Source organism: Pseudomonas sp. GZJR-8 (assembly GCF_002916705.1).
GTDB classification, from domain to species: Bacteria; Pseudomonadota; Gammaproteobacteria; order Pseudomonadales; family Pseudomonadaceae; genus Aquipseudomonas; species Aquipseudomonas synxantha_A.
In genome coordinates this window covers 156,886-175,287 of record NZ_JXSI01000013.1, presented here as the reverse complement: position 1 = coordinate 175,287, position 18,402 = coordinate 156,886, and the positions used below count along the sequence as shown (strand labels likewise).

Genomic DNA, 18,402 nt, shown 5'->3' with positions numbered 1-18,402 from the left:
CCCCGATAGCGGTGGGTCAGTCACAGATGTGTTGACTGGCATAACCTCATCGGGAGCAAACTCCCTCCCACATTAGATAGCAGCATGATGCAAGATCAGGCCAGGTCGACCAGCACGATCTCGCTGTCCTCGATCGCCGTCACCCGCAACACTTGCTCATCCTCAAAGGCCACGCCGTCTCGCGCCTGTGCGCGCAAACCATTGACTTCAATTACGCCGGTTGCCGGCACCAGGTACGCCCGGCGTCCGTTGTCCAGCCGGTATTCGGCGCTTTCCCCAGCTTTCAGGTTCGCCGCCACCAAGCGTGCATCGGCACGAATGCGCAGGCTTTCACTGTCGCCAGCCTTGCCGCTGGCCAGCGTCACAAAGCCTTCACGATTACCTTGCGGAAACGGCTTGGCACCCCAGGACGGTGGCAAGCCGGCCTCATTCGGGATGATCCAGATCTGGAAGATCTTGGTCGGGGTGGCTTCCAGGTTGTACTCGCTGTGCGCGATCCCGGTACCAGCGCTCATCACCTGTACATCGCCCGCCTCGGTGCGGCCTTTGTTGCCCAGGTTATCGGCATGGCTGATTGCGCCTTCGCGTACGTAGGTGATGATTTCCATGTCGCGGTGCGGGTGCTGGGGGAAACCGCTGCCAGGCGCGATGATGTCGTCGTTCCATACCCGCAAATTGCCCCAGTGCATACGCTCGGGGTCGTGGTATTCGGCGAATGAAAAGTGGTGATGGGCGTCGAGCCAGCCATGATGGGCGCCGCCGAGGGTGTTGAAAGGTCGAAGTTCAAGCATGATCGTCTCCTATGAATGAGCCCATCATCCAGCAGCGCATGATCGATAAAAAGCGTAAAAAATGCCTGATTCCTATCCATCAATTCGATCATTTAAACCTGCTTCAACTTTCACTTCATCGCCTAACTACATGACCGTAAAGCAATTGGCTGGAACTGAGCGTCGATTCCGGCGACCATGGCGGCCTTGTCAAAGCCAAGCTCATCGCAGGAGTCCGCGTGCCGCAACAAAAGCCTGATCTGCCCCCTGAACTGCGCCCCTTGGCTGAAATGCCGTTATTGAAGCGGCTGGCCGCTCGCCTGTTCGGCCATGGCCTCACCCGTTTGCGCGCGCAGCACCGGTTTTCCTGGCTGCATGGCCAGGCCGACGGTTTTCGCAATGGGCATGAAGCCGGTGTGGAATATGGGTATCGCGAGGGTAAGGCCGATGGTCTTGAAGAGGGCCGGCAAGTCCTGTTGATTCGCGACTTTCGCCCTGATGAGCACCGAGCGCCCGGTGTGGATGACAGCCTGTTCGACGATTGGCGATTGCCGCTCACCGCCGATGTGAAGAAGCGCATGAAGGCGGATGTGGCACGCCTGCTGTCAGCCCACGCGCAGCCGAGCACAGCGCAGTGGAAGATGATCTTCAGCGACACGCCCTCGACCTCGGTGATTGCGGGCGCCGGCGCAGGTAAATCGACCTCCCTGGTGTTGCGTATCCTGTTGCTCACCCATTACCTGGGTTTTGAGTTGAGTTCGATGACCGTGGTGACGTTCACCCGCGAGTCGCGCAAGGACTTCATCAACAAGCTCATGGAGATTCTGAGCCTGTGGGGCCAACCCCTTGACCTGAAACAAGCCCAGGCGGTGGTGCGTACGTTTCACTCGCGCATCCTGCCGATGGTGCGCAGCCTACCGGGTTTTGAACGGCTGCAAGCCTTTGAAAACCTCAGTGGCGGCTTCGAAGACGCCGATAGCAATGCCTTCGATCTTCGTATCAGTGATGCCCAGCGCCAGCATATGAACGCCTGTTTTCACCGTTTGCAGGGGCATCATGCGCGTTTTCGCGAGTTGATTGCGCCGCTGGCTCGCCAGGGCCTGCAGCTCAAGGAGCTGGAGCGCGATCATCCGGACGTGCAAAAGCGCATGGCCGTGACCGAGTTGGCGGCCAAACGTGATGAAGAACTCTGCGACGTGATCGAGGACCTGTGGTTCCGCGCGGGCGCCTGGCCGATCAAAGGCATCGAACCCAGCCGTCAGACCTTTGAAATCAACGGTGCCAAGTTTCATTGCCACGGCTATATCCCGCAGTTGGATGCCTGGGTCGTATTGGGTTTCGATGCGCGGGAAAACGCCGGGATCAGCCGCCCAAACTCAAAATTATCGGTGCGCGCAGAGTGGGCGGTAAAGCGCACCCTGTTTCAAGCTTTTTTCCATAAGCCTTTGATATGGCTTGATAACTACGATTCATCCAAGCGCCTTTTAAGCAGTCTGGCCGGCGAAGCCACGGCCGGGCCGGGCTTTGATTACAAGGTCAAGGGTGAACTCGCCTCGGCCCCGCTGCTGGACAGTTTTGTCATGGCGGCCGGGTTTATCGAGAACCTCGGGTTGGACGTACCGACGGCCGTGGGCCAGATGAGCTTCGCCAAGGACGACCCGGATCGGTTGTTCTTCGAGGCCTTGAGCATTTTCTGGAAGGCCCTGGAAGACCACCTGCTCGATCAATCACCGCCGATCATGACCTACAACCGAATGTTTTCCCTGTTTGGCGAAAATACCCCGGAGAACCTCAAGCTGCTCAGTGATCCCTTGCTGCGGCCGATGTCACACCTGATGATCGACGAATTCCAGGATGTATCGCCGCAGATCGTCTCGTGGATCCGTGCCACTCTGCGGGAAATCCGCAGTCGCGGCCCGGCCATGCACGTCGGGCGTGGGGCGCAACGCTCATCCTTGCTGTGTGTCGGCGATGACTGGCAGTCGATTTATGGCTGGCGCGGCAGTTCGCCCAAGTACTTCATGGAATTCAACCAGGAATTTGTCGCACCGAGCACCACTCGCGTGATGCTGGGCGAGAACTACCGCAGCCACCAACACATCATCGACGCGGCCGAGCATATCGTGCGCACCGCACCGGCTATCCCCGGCAAGAAGGCTAAGGCCAGTGGCGAGCCCAAGGCGTTGGTGCCGGTTACCGTGCTGGAGCGCGACGACGCGGCGCTCGGCCGGCGGTTGCTGGAGCATTACCAACGCGGGGATACGGTCTTGATGCTTTATCGAAAAAGCAGCGATAAGTTGCTGATTCAAGAGCATATTCAGTCTGTTGTTAATGTGGATTCTAGCTTGCCGGTCCACGAGCGCCGTCTGAAACAGCTCACTTACCACAGCGCCAAGGGCCTGCAGGCCGATGCAGTATTTCTGCTTGGGGACTGCCAGCATCTCACCAGCTCGCCCTACAAAAACCAGGTCTACCGCATGGCGGGCTTGGGCAAGGAAGGTGACAGCGAGCCGTACGACAATGCGCAAAAGGACGAAATACTACGACTGGCCTACGTCGGTATTACCCGAGCGGTCAGCCACTGCTACTGGTATGTGGAAAAGTCGGAGGGCCAGGGTGTAAACGTGCCCAGGGCATCCGAGCGGGTGGATGGCAAGAAAGCGTTTTTCGACGATCAGCGCTGAACCTTCATCTGACACACAGCAAAATGTGGGAGGGGCTTGTCCCCTCCCGCATCAGGTAATCGGCGGCTGACAAATACTATTCAGGCCCGCAACGACAACGGCGGCACAAAACACTCCAGCTCATCCTCCACGGCCTCGATAATGCGCTCCACATCAGCGGCGTTCATCACTGTGGCGCAAGGTATGCCGGCGATGGCGATCAATGTTTCACCGCTGGCGCGGTCGAACAGTCGGGCGATCATGCTGCCGGGGGCATCCATACTCCCCTCGAAGCCCATCGGATGAAAATGCCAGCGCATCAACTGGCACGCATTGGGAAAAGTTACTTTGTTCATGTTGCCTACCTTGTTCATTGAGCGCTTCCTTTAGCTCGCGGCAGGGGTCAGGACCTTCGTTGGTCAAGACGGCGAATAACTTAAAAATAGCATTCGTTCGCAAGTACAAGGTGAGTTTTTCGGCCCCGTTCGGCGGTTCTTTTACCTGATTTTGATGTGGATCATGTCCTACAGCAGATTAGGCAAAAGGCCATTACTTCGAATGGTCGTCTGGCCATTGTGGGGGGCGGGCAGATTTAGGCAATCTCAAGCATTTTGTTCGCTGTGCTGGCGCAGGGGCGGTGCGACGATTCGACTTGCTCCCGATGGCGGCCTCAGGGCTGACCAGGGTGCTGGATCAGACCGGGTATATATCCGTTATTTGGGTAAAGGCTGCTATTGGTTCCGCTTTTACAGCGGGTCACTTTCGAAAAGCGCGAAAGTAACCAAAGCGCTCTTGCCCCACCACTCGGCACCTCGCTTAGGCTCGGTGTGCCCGTAATCCGCCATGGATTTGGGGGGCCGCCGCCACGCGCCATCCATGGCGCGGGGCGGCTAAACCGGCATCCCTGCCGGTTTACCCCCCAAATCCCTGTCGAATTCCGGCCAGCGTGGTTTGACGGGGCGCCTGAGATCAAAAGCAGATCAAGATCAAGAGCGGCTCGCTTCGCATCGTGGTTACGTTGGCTGCTATCAAGTTGTGCAACGGGTCGGCCTACATCGCACCGGACGTTAATTGACACTTTTCAGATAATTAACCGGCCACTGGTTAAATAAATAATGGCGTCATGATTAAGACATTTTCTGTCAACTATTCCGAATGGAAAGAAGGGGTGTCACTGTGAGAGATTTCGGCCGCAACACGTAACACTCTCACATAACTGATTATCAACAGGTGACTTATATGTCTTCCATAGAAAGCCTTCCAATCGGCGGTACATGGACCCAGTCCGAATTACGTGGCACAGACCAGCGCGAACGGCTGGAGGCCAGGCGCGGCGAGCCTTCAGTGCTGGTCGGCGGGGCAGGCGGCGACCAACTGGTGGGGCGTCAGGGTGCCAATACATTCAAATATGAAAAAAGCACCGACTCCCTCAGCGATGATCCGGACACGATCCTGAATTTCAATCCGAAAGAAGATGAGATCGATGTGTCCCTGATGTTAAAGGACCACGCTATATCAGCAATCAATATTCAACCAGGCCCGCCTGTGGAGGTGGGCGATGTGCAACTGAGCCACGCGTTCGGCGTGAGTACATTGACTATCAAAGTCAATGCCGAAGGGCCGAACTTTTCCGTACGCGTTGATGGTGTAAATCTGTTGCCGCAGCATATTAATTTCTTCCATTCGGATTAAGCCTACGGGTTCTCCAGGTCATGCCCCAGCGACTGGATAAACAGTGAAAACAACTCGGGCTGTGACGAGATATCGAGCTTGGCGTAAAGGTGCCTGCGGTGCACTTTGACCGTGTCCGGCGAGATCTTGAGGCGTTCGGCCATGGCCTTGGAGGAAAAACCCCGCAACACCAGGCGAGCGATTTCCAGCTCGCGGTCCGACAGTACACCACTGCCGAAATGACTCAGCGCGTCCCGAATCTGGCTGTCTATTGCCGGTGCTCGCTGAGTGCTTTGCTGCCAGTGCTGCTGCATCAATGGCAGCACCCAAGCAGCCAGTGTGGTCAACAGCCCGGTTTCCTCAAAGCTGAAGCGTCGCTGCATACCCAGTGACAGTGAAAGCGTGCCCGTGCCGGGCAATTGCAGGATCAACTGCACTTCGTCTTCCAGCACGTTGTCGTGGAAGTAGTTGAGGAAGTACTCACTCTGGCGAAAATGGTCCGGCGCCACTTCCTCCAGGCGGTACACGCCGCTGGCATAGTTCTCGCGGCACGCCTGGTAGAACGGGTCGAGCAGGTACAGACCGTTGAGGTACACCAGCATCGACGCCGGTTTGCTGCTGGGCTGGGCGTCGTACTCCTCAAGGGCCTGGGGCGGGCCGTCCAGCGGGTAGAAAATCGCCAGGGCGTTATCGAAGGGCAGGCATTGGTGCAATAACAGCACCAATTGTTTCCAGAACCGTTCGGTGCCGATTTGTGACAGGGTGCGCCCCAATCCCGCGTGCATGCCGATTTCCCGGAACAGGCTCATATCACTGGCTCCCCTCAAAAGATCGGCCAAGGGTTCGGCTTTTAGCCGGTACCGTCAAGGGGAGTACGCCAATAGGGGAATTGGCCTACCGGCCCGCCAGCCGATAACGTCGTCACTATTCAAAGGGAAGCATATCCCGCACACACACATCATTTTTCGTTTCTGCCTCACACCAAAAACAACGACAGAGGATAACGATATGAGCGCTACCCCCACGCCCGATGGCGTGCTCAAGCCCACCTTGAGCGTCTTTGATGTAGTGGCTATCACCGTTTCTGCGGTGACGCCGGCCAGTTCCGTATTTGTGATCGCCCCGTTCGCCATTCAGCAAGCGGGCAGCGGTGTGTTCCTGGCGTTTGTGATGGCCGGGCTGCTGGCGTTGATGTTCGCCTTCTGTTACGCCGAACTCGGACGCGCCCATAACAGTGCCGGTGGCGAGTATGTGTATGCCAAGCGCGTGTTTGGTGGCATGGCCGGCTACGCCACGTTCCTGACAGTGCTGGTGATGTTGCTGTTTATTCCGCCGGTATTGGCGACTGGTGCGGCGACTTATCTGAATAATGCCCTGGGTACGAACTTCGACTCCCAAACTGTCGCCCTGGTGATCGTGGTGTGCAGCTACGCCCTGGGCATTCTCAATATCAAGCTCAATGCCTGGATTACCGGCACCTGCCTGCTGTTGGAAGTGGCAGCGTTGCTGGTGATTGTGGTGATCGGCTTCGGCAACCCGGTGCAGCCGGCCAGCGTATTGTTCCAGCCGCAGATCGTCGAAAACGGCGTGTTGCACCTCGCGCCCTGGGCCCTGGTGATCGGTGCCGTCGGTATTGGCCTGTTCTCATTCAATGGCTACGGCCCGGCGGTGTTGCTGGCCGAAGACATGAAATGCGGCGGAAAGGGGGTACACAAGGCGGTGCTGTGGTCCCTGGGGTTGGTGGTGGTGATCGAACTTGTGCCAATCACCGCACTCTTGATCGGCGCGCCGTCCCTGAGTGAGATGATCAGCAGCCCCGACCCCATTGGCTATCTGTTGACCAGTCACGGTAATGAAACCCTGTCGCGGTTGGTCAGTGCCGGGATTTTCCTGTCGGTGTTCAACGCAATTGTGGCCATTGTCATCCAGATCGGCCGGGTGGTGTTCAGCAGCGGACGCGATGCACTGTGGACGCCGAGTATCAACAAGCTGTTCACGCGGATTCATCCGCGCTGGGATTCGCCGTGGCTGGCTACGTTGTTCCTGGCGATTCCTTCGGCGCTGTTGAGTTTCAGCTCGAACCTGGCGGATCTGACGTCGTTCAGCGTGTTGCTGATCATGCTGGTGTACCTGGTGGTGGCGCTGAGCGCGCTGATGAGCCGGGTGCTGCTGCGTGATCGCGAACATCCCTATCGCATGCCATTGTGGCCGTTGCCGGCCGTGCTGGCGGTGCTCGGCGCGGGGTATCTGTTAGTGACCTTGATCCTTGAGGCGTCGATGCGCGACATCATGGTCATTATCGGCTTGCTGGCGCTGTCGGTGATTTTGTATTGCATCAGTGGCCGGTCGAGTCCGGTCTTTCAGAAATTGTAAGGAGTGGGTATGCGCGCACGTCAATTGGGTATCACGCTGGGGCTGGGCACGCCTGGCGAATTGAATGCCATCACCGATGTTCCCGGGGTTCGCGTCGGCCACACCACGCTCAAGACGCGTGTCGACGGCAAGCAGGTGCGTACCGGCGTGACGGTGGTCCAGCCACGCGCCGGTGAGGCCCGGCATCAACCCTGTTTTGCCGGGTACCACGTGCTGAACGGCAATGGTGATGCCACCGGCCTTGAGTGGATCAACGAGGCCGGATTGTTGACCACGCCGATGGCCATCACCAACACCCACAGCGTCGGGATCGTGCGTGACACCTTGATCGCCCTGGAGCGCGAACGCCTGCAAGACCCCGCGGTGTACTGGTGCATGCCGGTGGTCATGGAAACCTATGACGGCCTGCTCAACGATATCTGGGGCCAGCATGTGCAACCTGAGCATGTGCGCCAGGCACTCGACCATGCCGAAACCGGCCCGGTGCAGGAAGGCGCCGTGGGCGGCGGCACCGGGATGATCTGCCATGAGTTCAAGGGCGGCATCGGCAGCGCATCCCGGCGCTTGTCGGCGGAGCAGGGCGGCTGGACCGTCGGCGTATTGGTGCAGGCCAACCATGGCAAGCGCCAGGAGCTGCGGGTCGATGGCTACCCGGTGGGCCGACATTTGATGGACATCACTTCGCCCTTTGCCGAGCAGGGCACGCCCGGCATGGGGTCCATCGTGGTGGTTATCGCCACCGACGCGCCGTTGCTGCCCCATCAGTGCCAACGCCTGGCGCAGCGGGCGTCCATCGGTATCGCACGCACCGGTGGCGGCACCGAGGATTCCAGCGGTGACTTGTTTCTGGCCTTTGCCACCGGTAATCAGGATTTGCCGCAGGCGGACTACGGGCGCAAGGACCTGCCGCTGCGTACCGCGTTGCATATGGTCAATAACGATCATATTTCTCCACTGTTCAGCGCGGCGGCGGAGGCAGTGGAAGAAGCAATCATCAACGCGATGCTGGCAGGGGAAGACATGACCACACAGGCGGGTGTCCAGGTGCCTGGCCTGGCCGGCGAGACCCTCTTGGCAGCATTGCACAAGTGTGGCTGGAGTGTGCCCCGGCAATAGGGGACACTGCACTTTAATAGTGCAAGTAGTGGCTATTTAATGCCGCTAATGACACCGTGACAATATATTGGATCCATTACTCAAGTGCGCCGCTCAACTTGGAGCGGCTTTACTGCTATTTAATATTTAAATAATGCGGCGCTCGAATTCGGCGGGTAAAAGCAAGCGTTCCCAGTAAACACTGCGTGGGACTTCCTCAAGTTGAACCTGTGTCACATTTTTGCTGTGGAAATAGATGTAGACGAAAGATTTCAAGTTGTGTCAGTTTTCTTACGCCTTCAAAAGAGGTGAGTGATAGGACTATCCTCGCCCGCGAGGTTCCTATCGAACAAAGACTGATGCACTTGCAAACAAGGAAGTACGTTTATGTCAAAAGTAAAAGACAAAGCTATTGTATCTGCCGCGCAAGCCAGCACTGCTTACTCGCAAATCGATAGCTTCAGCCATTTGTATGACCGTGGCGGTAACCTCACAGTCAATGGCAAACCGTCCTACACCGTGGACCAGGCAGCGACCCAGCTGCTGCGGGATGGCGCCGCGTATCGGGACTTTGATGGCAACGGCAAGATCGATCTGACCTACACCTTCCTCACCTCGGCTACCCAGAGCACCATGAACAAACATGGCATCTCAGGGTTCAGCCAGTTCAACGCCCAGCAGAAAGCACAGGCCGCACTGGCCATGCAATCCTGGTCGGATGTCGCCAACGTGACCTTTACCGAAAAGGCTTCCGGCGGTGACGGTCACATGACCTTCGGCAACTACAGCAGCGGCCAGGACGGCGCCGCGGCCTTCGCTTACCTGCCCGGCACCGGTGCGGGCTACGATGGCACCTCGTGGTACCTGACCAACAACAGCTACACGCCGAACAAGACTCCGGACCTGAACAACTATGGTCGGCAGACCCTGACCCACGAAATCGGCCACACCCTGGGCCTGGCTCACCCTGGCGACTACAACGCCGGGAACGGCAACCCGACCTATAACGACGCGACCTATGGACAGGACACGCGTGGCTATAGCCTCATGAGTTACTGGAGCGAGAGCAACACCAACCAGAACTTCAGCAAAGGTGGCGTCGAGGCTTACGCTTCCGGCCCGCTGATCGACGACATCGCCGCGATCCAGAAGCTCTACGGTGCCAACCTCAACACCCGCGCCGGCGACACCACCTACGGGTTCAACTCCAACACCGGGCGTGATTTCCTCAGCGCCACATCCAACGCCGACAAGCTGGTGTTCTCGGTGTGGGACGGTGGCGGCAACGACACCCTGGACTTCTCTGGCTTCACTCAAAACCAGAAGATCAACCTCACTGCCACCTCGTTCTCCGATGTTGGCGGCCTGGTCGGCAACGTGTCGATCGCCAAGGGCGTCACCATCGAGAACGCATTCGGCGGTTCGGGCAACGACCTGATCATTGGTAACCAAGTCGCCAACACCATCAAGGGCGGGGCCGGCAACGACCTCATCTACGGCGGCGGCGGTGCGGACCAACTGTGGGGCGGGGCCGGCAGCGATACCTTCGTGTACGGTGCCAGTTCCGATTCCAAGCCAGGGGCTGCGGACAAGATCTTTGACTTCACCTCCGGTTCCGACAAGATCGATCTGTCGGGCATCACCAAGGGGGCGGGCTTGAGCTTCGTCAATGCGTTCACCGGCCATGCCGGCGATGCTGTGCTGAGCTATGCCTCGGGTACTAACCTGGGCACCTTGGCCGTGGACTTCTCCGGGCACGGCGTGGCGGATTTCCTCGTCACCACCGTTGGCCAGGCAGCCGTCAGCGACATCGTGGCCTGATGCACGGCGCGGCGCCTCGGCGCCGCGCTCCAGGATGGAGCTTTATATGCCACGTTTTTCTCATTTGATCGCCTGTGCTTCGCAGGTGTTGTTCGTTTTGGCAGGAGCCCACGCAATGGCTAGCAGTCTTGTATTACCGACCTCCGCCCAGTTGGCGGGGCATTGGCAATTGAAGCAGCAGGACCAGGTATGCGCGCTGGATTTATTGGAACAGGCCAATGCCCTGGGAGGCGATATCGCTTGTGTGGAGCAATGGCTGGGCGACAAGCCACAGACGTGGTCGCCAACGCCGGACGGCATTTGGCTGTTTAACGCCGAAGGCTCAGGGATCACGCATTTGAATCGCCAGAAAGAAGGCGAATATCAAGCCCGCACTAAAACCGGGCAAGTTGTCGAGCTGAAACGAATGCCTTAGTTAAAAGTTATAAGCATATAACTCGATTTAGCAGTTGGCCGTGCGCTTCCTCGGCAGGGCGACTATTACGTGCAGTGCGCTCCAGGAAGATAAAACAATATGGCGAAGTCCCAAGGGGTCGCGCCCTTATTCAGGGCGCTGGGTGAATACAAGAGTATTTTGATCAGCGTTGGCTGTTTCACGGCATTGATTAACCTGCTGATGCTGGTGCCGTCGATTTACATGTTGCAAGTGTATGACCGTGTGTTGTCCTCCCAGAATGAAACCACCCTGGTGATGTTGACGCTGATGGTCGTGGGCTTCTTTGCGTTTATTGGCCTGCTTGAAGTTATCCGCAGCTTTATCGTGATTCGAATTGGCAGCCAGTTGGAGCGGCGTTTCAATCTGCGCGTGTACAAGGCCGCATTCGAACGCAACCTGCAACGCGGCCAGGGTCATGCCGGGCAATCACTGGGCGACCTGACCGCGTTGCGTCAATTCATCACCGGGCCTGCGCTGTTCGCGTTCTTTGATGCGCCATGGTTCCCGATCTATCTGTTCGTGATTTTCCTCTTCAACGTGTGGCTCGGCGTGCTGGCCACGGCTGGCGCGGTATTGTTGATTGCCCTGGCTTGCCTGAATGAATACCTGACCAAAAAACCATTGGGCGAGGCGGGTGTGTTTTCCCAGCAGTCGACCCAGTTGGCCACCAGCCACCTGCACAACGCCGAGACGATCCAGGCGATGGGTATGCTCGGTGCGTTGCGCAAACGCTGGTTCGACGTGCATTCGCAGTTTTTGGGCTTCCAGAACACCGCCAGCGATACCGGGTCGGTCATTACCTCTCTGAGCAAATCCCTGCGCCTGTGCCTGCAATCTTTGGTATTGGGGCTGGGCGCCTACCTGGTGATCAAGGGCCAGATGACCGCCGGGATGATGATCGCAGGCTCCATCCTGATGGGCCGCGTACTCAGCCCCATCGACCAGCTGATCGCGGTGTGGAAGCAATGGAGTTCGGCCAAGCTGGCCTACCAGCGCCTTGATGGGCTGCTGCGTGAATTCCCGCCAGAGGGCGAGCAAATGGCCTTGCCGGCGCCCAAGGGCCAGGTCAGTTTCGAACAGGTCAGTGCTGGCCCACCGGGGCGGCACATGGCGACCTTGCATCAAGTCAGCTTCAACCTGGCGGCCGGTGAAGTGCTGGGCGTGCTGGGCGCGTCGGGCTCCGGCAAGTCCACCCTGGCCCGCGTGCTGGTGGGCGTGTGGCCGACCCTGGCCGGCACCGTGCGGCTGGACGGCGCGGACATTCACCGTTGGGACCGCGACGACCTCGGCCCGCACATCGGCTATTTGCCCCAGGACATCGAGCTGTTCAGCGGCAGCATCGCCGACAACATCGCACGCTTTCGCGAGGCCGACCCGGAGCTGGTGGTCAAGGCCGCGCAACAGGCCGGTGTGCATGAACTGATCCTGCGCCTGCCCCAAGGCTACGACACGGTGCTGGGCGATAACGGCGGTGGCCTGTCCGGTGGCCAGAAACAACGCGTGGCCCTGGCCCGCGCCCTGTACGGCGGGCCGCGCCTGATTGTGCTGGATGAGCCCAACTCCAACCTTGATACGGTCGGCGAAGCGGCGTTGGCCAGCGCCATCGTGCAGATGAAAGCCCAAGGCAGCAGCGTTGTGCTGGTGACGCATCGCTCCTCGGCATTGGCCCAGGCCGACAAATTGCTGGTGCTCGGCGAAGGCCATCTGCAAGCGTTCGGGCCCAGCCAGGAAGTGCTGCGGGCGTTGTCCGGGCAACAGCAGGAAGCGCCGAAAGAGAAAACCGGTGTCAGTTTCAGTCGTCAGTACCCGGCCGCAAGGAACCCAGGCGCATGAGCAGTATTACGGTAGAACCTCGTTTCAAAGAGCGCGATGCCCGCTTCTTCGTGCGTATGGGCTGGCTGATGACGGTCGTCGGTGCCGGTGGTTTTTTCCTCTGGGCCAGCCTGGCACCGTTGGATCAGGGCATCCCGGTGCAAGGCACCGTGGTGGTGTCGGGCAAGCGCAAGGCCGTGCAAACCTTCAGCCCCGGTGTGGTCAGCCGCATCCTGGTCAAGGAGGGCGAACTGGTCAAGCAGGGCCAGCTGCTGTTTCGTCTCGACCAGACCCAGAACCAGGCCGACGTGCAATCCCTGCAAGCGCAGTACCGCATGGCCTGGGCCAGTGTGGCGCGTTGGCAGAGCGAGCGCGACAATCTGCCGAGCATTACCTTTCCCACCGAGCTGAGCGCCAACCCTGATCCAGCCCTGGCGTTGGTGCTGGAAGGCCAGCGCCAGCTGTTCAGCAGCCGCCGCGACGCCTTCGCCCGTGAACAAGCCGGGATTCGCGCCAGCATCGAAGGCGCTACCTCACAGTTGAGCGGTATGCGCCGTGCCCGCAGTGACTTGACCGCCCAGGCCCAATCCCTGCGCGCGCAACTGAGCAATCTGCAACCCTTGGCCGACAACGGCTACATCCCGCGCAACCGGTTGATGGACTACCAGCGCCAGTTGTCTCAGGTGCAGCAGGACCTGGCGCAAAACGCCGGTGAAAGCGGCCGCATAGAACAGGGCATTGTCGAGTCGCGGCTCAAATTGCAGCAACACAGCGAGGAATATCAAAAAGAGGTGCGCAGCCAATTGGCCGACGCGCAATTGCGCAGCCTGACCCTGGAGCAGCAACTCACCTCCGCGGGTTTCAACCTGCAACACAGCGAAATCAACGCGCCAGCCGATGGCATCGCCGTCAACCTCAGCGTGCACACCGAAGGCGCCGTGGTGCGCGCAGGGGAAACCCTATTGGAAATCGTGCCCCAGGGCACGCGCCTGGAAGTCGAAGGGCATCTACCGGTGCATCTGGTGGACAAGGTCGGCACGCACTTGCCCGTCGATATCCTCTTCACCGCCTTCAACCAGAGCCGCACGCCACGGGTACCGGGCGAAGTCAGCCTGATTTCCGCCGACCAGATGCTCGATGAAAAAACAGGCGCCCCGTATTACGTGCTGCGCACCAGCGTCAGCGACGCGGCGATGGAAAAACTCCACGGTTTGGTGATCAAGCCCGGTATGCCTGCCGAGATGTTCGTGCGTACCGGCGAGCGGTCATTGCTCAATTACCTGTTCAAGCCGCTGCTGGATCGCGCCGGCTCCGCGTTGACTGAGGAATGAGCATGAAGCCAGTGTTCATTTCGCTATTGCTGGTGTGTGGCAGTGCCCAGGCCGCCATGGGCCCGTTCGATGTTTACGAGCAGGCGCTGCGCAACGATCCGGTGTTCCTCGGCGCGATCAAGGAGCGCGACGCCGGCCTGGAAAACCGCACCATCGGCCGCGCCGGGCTGCTGCCGAGGCTGTCCTACAACTACAACAAGGGCCGCAACAACTCCGAGGCGCATCTGCCCGACGGGCGCGGCGGTAGCTATAGGGACGACCGCAACTACAACAGCTACGGCTCCACCTTCAGCCTGCAACAACCGTTGTTCGATTACGAAGCCTATGCCAACTACCGCAAGGGCGTGGCCCAGGCGCTGTTTGCCGATGAAAGCTTTCGCGACAAGAGCCAGGCGCTGCTGGTGCGGGTGTTGAGCTATTACACCCAGGCGCTGTTTGCCCAGGATCAGATCGACATCGCCCGCGCAAAGAAAAAGGCCTTCGAGCAGCAATTCCAGCAGAACGAGCACTTGTTCAAGGCCGGCGAGGGCACGCGCACCGACATCCTTGAAGCCGAGTCGCGCTACGAGCTGGCCACTGCCGAAGAGATCCAGGCCCTGGATGAGCAGGACGCGTCACTCAGGGAGCTGGGCGCGTTGATCGGCGTGCAAAGCGTCAACATCAACGACCTGGCGCCGCTGAACCAGAGCTTTGCCGCGTTCACCCTGACCCCGGCCAACTACGATACCTGGCATGAACTGGCGCTCACCAACAACCCGGTGCTGGCTTCACAGCGTCAGTCGCTGGAAGTGGCGCGCTATGAAGTGGAACGCAACCGTGCCGGGCATTTGCCGCGAATCACCGCGTATGCCACGTCGCGCAAACAGGAGTCCGACAGCGGCAACACCTACAACCAGCGCTACGACACCAACACTATTGGCGTCGAAGTGAGCATGCCGCTGTATGCCGGTGGCGGCATTTCGGCCTCCACCCGCCAGGCCAGCCGCGCAATGGAGCAGGCCGAGTACGAGCTGGAAGGCAAGACCCGCGAAACCCTGATCGAGCTGCGCCGCCAGTTCAGTGCATGTCTGTCGGGCGTGAGCAAGCTGCGTGCCTACCAGAAGGCATTGATATCCGCCGAGGCGCTGGTGGTGTCGACCAAGCAGAGCATCCTTGGTGGCGAGCGGGTCAACCTTGATGCGCTGAATGCCGAGCAGCAGCTCTACAGCACTCGCCGCGACCTGGCCCAGGCGCGGTACGACTACCTGATGGCCTGGACCAAATTGCACTACTACGCGGGCAACTTGCGCGACACCGACCTGGCCAAGGTGGACGAGGCCTTCGGCCCGGATAAAAACCTGTAGGAGTTCGCTCCTATAAGGGGAATAACAATAATCAGGAGTGTGCAGATGATCACTGATTCACCGCGTTTCAAACCCTTCACCGCAGGTTCATTGCTGTTGTTGTCCGTTGCGGCACAGGCGCAATACACCGAGACCGGCCAAGCGGGTAACCCGGCCAGTTGGCGTTCGGCCGAATACCAAAGCGATTGGGGCATGGGCCGTATGAAGGCCGATGAAGCCTACGCCGCCGGGATCAGTGGCCAAGGCGTGAAAATCGGCGCGCTGGACTCGGGCTTCGATGCCAATCACCCCGAAGCCTCCAAAGACCGCTTTCATGCGGTGACCGCCACCGGCACCTATGTCGACGGCAGCGCGTTCAGCACCACGGGCGCGCTCAACCCCAACAACGATTCCCACGGTACTCATGTCACCGGCACCATGGGCGCCGCCCGCGACGGCGTGGGCATGCACGGCGTGGCGTACAACGCGCAAGTCTATGTGGGCAACACCAACGCCAACGACAGCTTCCTGTTCGGCCCGACGCCAGACCCCAAGTACTTCAAGACGGTATACACCGCGATGGTGGATTCCGGCGTGCGCGCCATCAACAACAGTTGGGGCAGCCAGCCCAAGGATGTCAGCTACCAGACCCTCGGTGACCTGCACGCCGCCTATGCCCAGCACTACAACCGTGGCACCTGGCTGGACGCCGCGGCGGATGTGGCCAAGGCCGGGGTGATCAACGTGTTCAGCGCCGGCAACAGCGGCTATGCCAATGCCAGCGTGCGCTCGGCCTTGCCGTATTTTCAGCCGGAACTGGAAGGCCACTGGCTGGCGGTGTCGGGGCTGGATAAGGCTAATAACCAGAAATACAACAAGTGCGGTATCGCCAAATACTGGTGCATTTCCACGCCCGGCGCGCTGATCAACAGCACTATTCCCGACGGTGGTTATGGGGTCAAATCCGGCACCTCGATGTCGGCACCCCATGCCACCGGAGCGTTGGCGCTGGTGATGGAGCGCTATCCCTATATGACCAACGAGCAAGCGTTGCAGGTGTTGCTGACCACTGCCACGCAGCTTGACGGTTCGATCACCCAGGCGCCCAACGCAATCGTCGGTTGGGGCGTGCCGGACCTCGGCAGGGCGATGCACGGCCCGGGTCAACTGCTGGGAGCCATGGATGTGAACCTGGCAGCCGGGCAGGGTGATGTGTGGAGCAACGGTATCTCCGACCAGGCCTTGCTTGCGCGCCAGGCCGAGGACCGCGCCGAGCACAGCGCCTGGCAGCAAACCCTGATCGACAAGGGCTGGCAGAACGGCGTGAGCGCCACCGCCAGCCAGCAGGACCAGACCGACTACGCCATCGGCAACGCCCGCGACCAGGCTGCCGCGAACCGTGTGTATGAAGGCAGCCTGATCAAATCTGGCGCCGGCAGCCTGGTCCTCAGCGGTGACAGCACCTATCGGGGCGCCACTATCGTCAATGGCGGCCTGTTGGCGGTGAACGGTTCGCTGACCTCGGCAGTCACCGTGAATGACAGCGGCACCCTTGGCGGTTCCGGGCGTATCGCCGCGTTGTCGGTAAACAACGGCGGCCGCGTGGCACCGGGCAATTCCGTGGGCACCTTGCAGGTAGCGGGAGATGTGAACCTCGGCGCGGGCTCGACCTATGCAGTGGAACTGACGCCCACCAGCAGCGACCGTATTGTCGCGGGCGGCAAGGCGGTCCTGGGCGGCGGCACCGTCACCTTGGCGCTGGAAAACAGCCCCACGTTACTCAGTCAAAGTCAGGTCCAAAGCCTGATTGGCCGGCAATACTCGATCCTTGAGGCCGCGGGCGGCATCCAGGGCCAGTTTGGCCAAGTGCTACCCAACTACCTGTTCCTCGGTGGCACCCTCGACTATGCCGCCAACGCTGTGCAACTGAACGTGGGGCGCAACGACGCGAGTTTTGCCAGCGTCGCCGCCACCCGTAACCAGCGCAACGTGGCGGCGGCTGCCGAGCAATTGGGCGCCAGCAACCCGGTGTATGAAAGCCTGTTGCAGTCGCAGTCAGTCGCCACCGCCCAGCAGGGTTTGCAGCAACTGTCCGGTGAAATCTACCCCGCCGTCGGCGCGATGCTGATCAACGACAGCCTGCAACTGCGCAATGCCGTGGGCGAGCGCCTGCGCCACGTACCAGTGAGCGGCGAAAGCAACCTGTGGTTCAAGGCGCTCGGTGCCTGGGGCAAGAGTGACAGCCGCAGCGAAACGGCCGGTTCGACCACCTCCATCGGCGGCCTGCTGGCGGGCGTGGATGGCGCACTGGATGAGCAGACCCGCGTGGGTGTGGTCGCCGGTTACAGCGACAGCTCCTTGAATATGGGCAGCGGCACGCACTCATCGGCATCCATCGACAGCTACCACTTCGGCGCGTATGCCGGGCGCGAGCTGGGCGACTGGCGCTTGAGTGTCGGCGGTGCCTACAGCTGGCATCGCGGGGATGTGAAGCGCGACCTGCAATGGGGCGATGTCAGCGGCAAGCAAAAAACCAAGCTGGATGCGACCACAGCGCAAGTCTTCACCGAAGCAGCGTACCGCATCCGCCTGCAAGCGGTGGCCTTGGAACCGTTCGCCAACCTGGCCTATGTGCACCTGAACAGCGAGTCGTTCCACGAAAAAGGCGATGCCGCCGCCCTGGAACGCGGCAGTGACCGCCGCGATGCGGTGCTCAGCACCCTTGGCGTACGGGCATTGAAAACCCTGGCCCTCAATGACCACCAGCAACTGGAACTTTCCGGTTCGTTGGGCTGGCAACACAGCCTCACCGCCGTGGAATCCGAAGAGCACTTGGCGTTTGTCGCAGGCGGGCCTTCATTCGCCGTGCGCAGTGCGCCGTTGCTGCGTGACGCTGCTTTGGTGGGGCTGCAAGCCAGCCTGGCGCTGAATGCCGCGACGCGGGTCAACCTGGATTACAACGGCCAGTTGGGTGGCCGCGCTCAAACCCAGGGTGTGGGTTTGAGCCTGAACTGGCAGTTCTGAAGACACCGCGAACAAAAAATGTGGGAGCAGGCAAGCCAGCGCCCACATTGAATCGGCGGTGTTCTGGAGAAAGTGATTTACACA

Annotated in this window: 13 protein-coding genes; 10 read left to right on the top strand and 3 right to left on the bottom strand. The window is 59.8% G+C overall.

Annotated features, from left to right (window positions below):
* Window positions 1–95 precede the first annotated feature (95 nt).
* Window positions 96–791 (bottom strand): pirin family protein, encoded by a 696-nt coding sequence (locus tag TK42_RS22805; protein ID WP_103735200.1) that lies wholly within the window; start codon window positions 789–791, stop codon window positions 96–98.
* 218 nt (window positions 792–1,009) lie between these two features.
* On the opposite strand from TK42_RS22805, the gene TK42_RS22800 reads away from it, so the two are divergent.
* On the top strand, window positions 1,010–3,454 hold the full coding sequence (locus tag TK42_RS22800; RefSeq protein ID WP_103735199.1) for a UvrD-helicase domain-containing protein: 2,445 nt from the start codon (window positions 1,010–1,012) through the stop codon (window positions 3,452–3,454).
* An 80-nt stretch (window positions 3,455–3,534) separates the two neighbouring features.
* Here TK42_RS22800 and TK42_RS22795 read toward each other — a convergent pair whose 3' ends face one another.
* Entirely contained in the window at window positions 3,535–3,807 is a 273-nt protein-coding gene (locus TK42_RS22795) for a DUF1652 domain-containing protein (protein WP_005788459.1), read from the bottom strand.
* A gap of 865 nt (window positions 3,808–4,672) precedes the next feature.
* Between TK42_RS22795 and TK42_RS22790 the strand changes: the two genes are divergently transcribed.
* Entirely contained in the window at window positions 4,673–5,125 is a 453-nt protein-coding gene (locus TK42_RS22790) for a M10 family metallopeptidase C-terminal domain-containing protein (protein ID WP_032875250.1), read from the top strand.
* Window positions 5,126–5,127: 2 nt separating this feature from the next.
* Here the strand turns inward: TK42_RS22790 and TK42_RS22785 are convergent, their stop codons facing one another.
* A complete protein-coding gene (locus TK42_RS22785) occupies window positions 5,128–5,913 on the bottom strand; it encodes a LuxR C-terminal-related transcriptional regulator (RefSeq protein WP_005788457.1) in 786 nt (261 codons plus the stop codon).
* A gap of 199 nt (window positions 5,914–6,112) precedes the next feature.
* On the opposite strand from TK42_RS22785, the gene TK42_RS22780 reads away from it, so the two are divergent.
* The 8 genes from TK42_RS22780 (at window position 6,113) to TK42_RS22745 (ending at window position 18,318) form a co-directional block, all read left to right on the top strand.
* A complete protein-coding gene (locus TK42_RS22780) occupies window positions 6,113–7,477 on the top strand; it encodes an APC family permease (RefSeq protein WP_005788456.1) in 1,365 nt (454 codons plus the stop codon).
* A gap of 9 nt (window positions 7,478–7,486) precedes the next feature.
* Window positions 7,487–8,593 carry a P1 family peptidase gene (locus TK42_RS22775; protein ID WP_103735198.1) on the top strand — a complete coding sequence of 369 codons (1,107 nt, stop codon included), beginning with the start codon at window positions 7,487–7,489 and terminating at the stop codon, window positions 8,591–8,593.
* 366 nt (window positions 8,594–8,959) lie between these two features.
* Window positions 8,960–10,393 (top strand): serralysin family metalloprotease, encoded by a 1,434-nt coding sequence (locus TK42_RS22770; protein ID WP_005788454.1) that lies wholly within the window; start codon window positions 8,960–8,962, stop codon window positions 10,391–10,393.
* A gap of 46 nt (window positions 10,394–10,439) precedes the next feature.
* Window positions 10,440–10,808 (top strand): AprI/Inh family metalloprotease inhibitor, encoded by a 369-nt coding sequence (locus tag TK42_RS22765; RefSeq protein WP_032875255.1) that lies wholly within the window; start codon window positions 10,440–10,442, stop codon window positions 10,806–10,808.
* A gap of 99 nt (window positions 10,809–10,907) precedes the next feature.
* Window positions 10,908–12,662, top strand: coding sequence for a type I secretion system permease/ATPase (locus TK42_RS22760; RefSeq protein WP_103735197.1), 1,755 nt, complete (start codon window positions 10,908–10,910; stop codon window positions 12,660–12,662).
* Window positions 12,659–13,972, top strand: coding sequence for an HlyD family type I secretion periplasmic adaptor subunit (locus TK42_RS22755; RefSeq protein ID WP_103735196.1), 1,314 nt, complete (start codon window positions 12,659–12,661; stop codon window positions 13,970–13,972). The genes TK42_RS22760 and TK42_RS22755 overlap by 4 nt, the downstream gene beginning before the upstream one ends.
* 2 nt (window positions 13,973–13,974) lie before the next feature.
* Window positions 13,975–15,315 (top strand): TolC family outer membrane protein, encoded by a 1,341-nt coding sequence (locus tag TK42_RS22750; RefSeq protein WP_103735195.1) that lies wholly within the window; start codon window positions 13,975–13,977, stop codon window positions 15,313–15,315.
* A 45-nt stretch (window positions 15,316–15,360) separates the two neighbouring features.
* Window positions 15,361–18,318 carry an autotransporter serine protease gene (locus tag TK42_RS22745; protein WP_103735194.1) on the top strand — a complete coding sequence of 986 codons (2,958 nt, stop codon included), beginning with the start codon at window positions 15,361–15,363 and terminating at the stop codon, window positions 18,316–18,318.
* The last annotated feature ends 84 nt before the right edge of the window (window positions 18,319–18,402 follow it).

What these genes read in the sequence shown, in the direction of transcription:
- TK42_RS22805 (WP_103735200.1), bottom strand. Translation starts at nt 791, where the DNA reads ATGCTTGAACTTCGACCTTTCAACACCCTCGGCGGCGCCCATCATGGC.
- TK42_RS22795 (WP_005788459.1), bottom strand. Translation starts at nt 3,807, where the DNA reads ATGAACAAGGTAGGCAACATGAACAAAGTAACTTTTCCCAATGCGTGC.
- TK42_RS22790 (WP_032875250.1), top strand. Translation starts at nt 4,673, where the DNA reads ATGTCTTCCATAGAAAGCCTTCCAATCGGCGGTACATGGACCCAGTCC.
- TK42_RS22785 (WP_005788457.1), bottom strand. Translation starts at nt 5,913, where the DNA reads ATGAGCCTGTTCCGGGAAATCGGCATGCACGCGGGATTGGGGCGCACC.
- TK42_RS22780 (WP_005788456.1), top strand. Translation starts at nt 6,113, where the DNA reads ATGAGCGCTACCCCCACGCCCGATGGCGTGCTCAAGCCCACCTTGAGC.
- TK42_RS22775 (WP_103735198.1), top strand. Translation starts at nt 7,487, where the DNA reads ATGCGCGCACGTCAATTGGGTATCACGCTGGGGCTGGGCACGCCTGGC.
- TK42_RS22770 (WP_005788454.1), top strand. Translation starts at nt 8,960, where the DNA reads ATGTCAAAAGTAAAAGACAAAGCTATTGTATCTGCCGCGCAAGCCAGC.
- TK42_RS22765 (WP_032875255.1), top strand. Translation starts at nt 10,440, where the DNA reads ATGCCACGTTTTTCTCATTTGATCGCCTGTGCTTCGCAGGTGTTGTTC.
- TK42_RS22760 (WP_103735197.1), top strand. Translation starts at nt 10,908, where the DNA reads ATGGCGAAGTCCCAAGGGGTCGCGCCCTTATTCAGGGCGCTGGGTGAA.
- TK42_RS22755 (WP_103735196.1), top strand. Translation starts at nt 12,659, where the DNA reads ATGAGCAGTATTACGGTAGAACCTCGTTTCAAAGAGCGCGATGCCCGC.
- TK42_RS22750 (WP_103735195.1), top strand. Translation starts at nt 13,975, where the DNA reads ATGAAGCCAGTGTTCATTTCGCTATTGCTGGTGTGTGGCAGTGCCCAG.
- TK42_RS22745 (WP_103735194.1), top strand. Translation starts at nt 15,361, where the DNA reads ATGATCACTGATTCACCGCGTTTCAAACCCTTCACCGCAGGTTCATTG.